This is a genomic window from Amycolatopsis halotolerans (assembly GCF_042647905.1).
GTDB classification, from domain to species: Bacteria; Actinomycetota; Actinomycetes; order Mycobacteriales; family Pseudonocardiaceae; genus Amycolatopsis; species Amycolatopsis halotolerans.
Window position 1 is genome coordinate 1 of record NZ_JBHRWI010000047.1, and the last position, 959, is coordinate 959.

The 959-nt window shown below is 56.5% G+C and carries 1 rRNA gene; it reads left to right on the plus strand.

From position 1 onward, the window contains the following. Positions 1-267 precede the first annotated feature (267 nt). A 23S ribosomal RNA gene (locus tag ACFORO_RS33445) occupies positions 268-959 on the plus strand; the annotation flags it as partial.

Below are 959 nucleotides of genomic sequence, written 5' to 3' on the forward strand. Positions count from 1 at the left end.
GGATACCCGGACCAACCTCGGCGGAGTGGCCCGTGCTTAGGCCTCGAATGCAGGTCTGTTCGGGTTGCTCAAGGAATTGTGGAACTACTGGTTAAGGCTCATCGCGGTGGTTGAGACCGCCGGTTAGTACTGCGGCTTGCCGCGTGGAAGGCCGGTCGTCGATCCGGGTGGTGGGTTGTTCATTGGCACGCTGTTGGGTCCTGAGGCAACACACGTTGTTTCTGGTGTGGTGTTTGAGAACTGTAGAGTGGATGCGAGCATCTTTGTGGTCAAGTTGTTAAGGGCACATGGTGGATGTCTTGGCTTCAGGAGCCGATGAAGGACGTGGGAGGCTGCGATATGCCTCGGGGAGCTGTCAACCGAGCTGTGATCCGAGGATTTCCGAATGGGGAAACCCAGCACCAGTGATGTGGTGTTACCCGCCGGTGAATATATAGCCGGTGCGGAGGGAACGCGGGGAAGTGAAACATCTCAGTACCCGCAGGAAGAGAAAACAAAAGTGATTCCGTGAGTAGTGGCGAGCGAAAGCGGAAGAGGCTAAACCGTTTGCATGTCAAGCTGTCAGGCGTTGTGCAGGCGGTGTTGTGGGACCCACCTTGGAGAGACTGACATTTCTCCGGATGTACTCGATGGTTAGCGGAACGCCTTGGGACGGGCGGCCGGAGCGGGTGAGAGCCCCGTACGCGAAAGCTGTCGTGGTAGGTCTTGGTGGTGTTCCCGAGTAGCAGCGAGCTCGTGGAATTTGCTGTGAATCTGCCGGGACCACCCGGTAAGCCTAAATACTTCCTGAAGACCGATAGCGGACGAGTACCGTGAGGGAAAGATGAAAAGTACCCCGGGAGGGGAGTGAAAGAGTACCTGAAACCGTGTGCCTACAAGCCGTCAGAGCTCACTTTGTTGGGTGATGGCGTGCCTTTTGAAGAATGAGCCTGCGAGTTAGTGCTGCGTGGCGAGGTTAA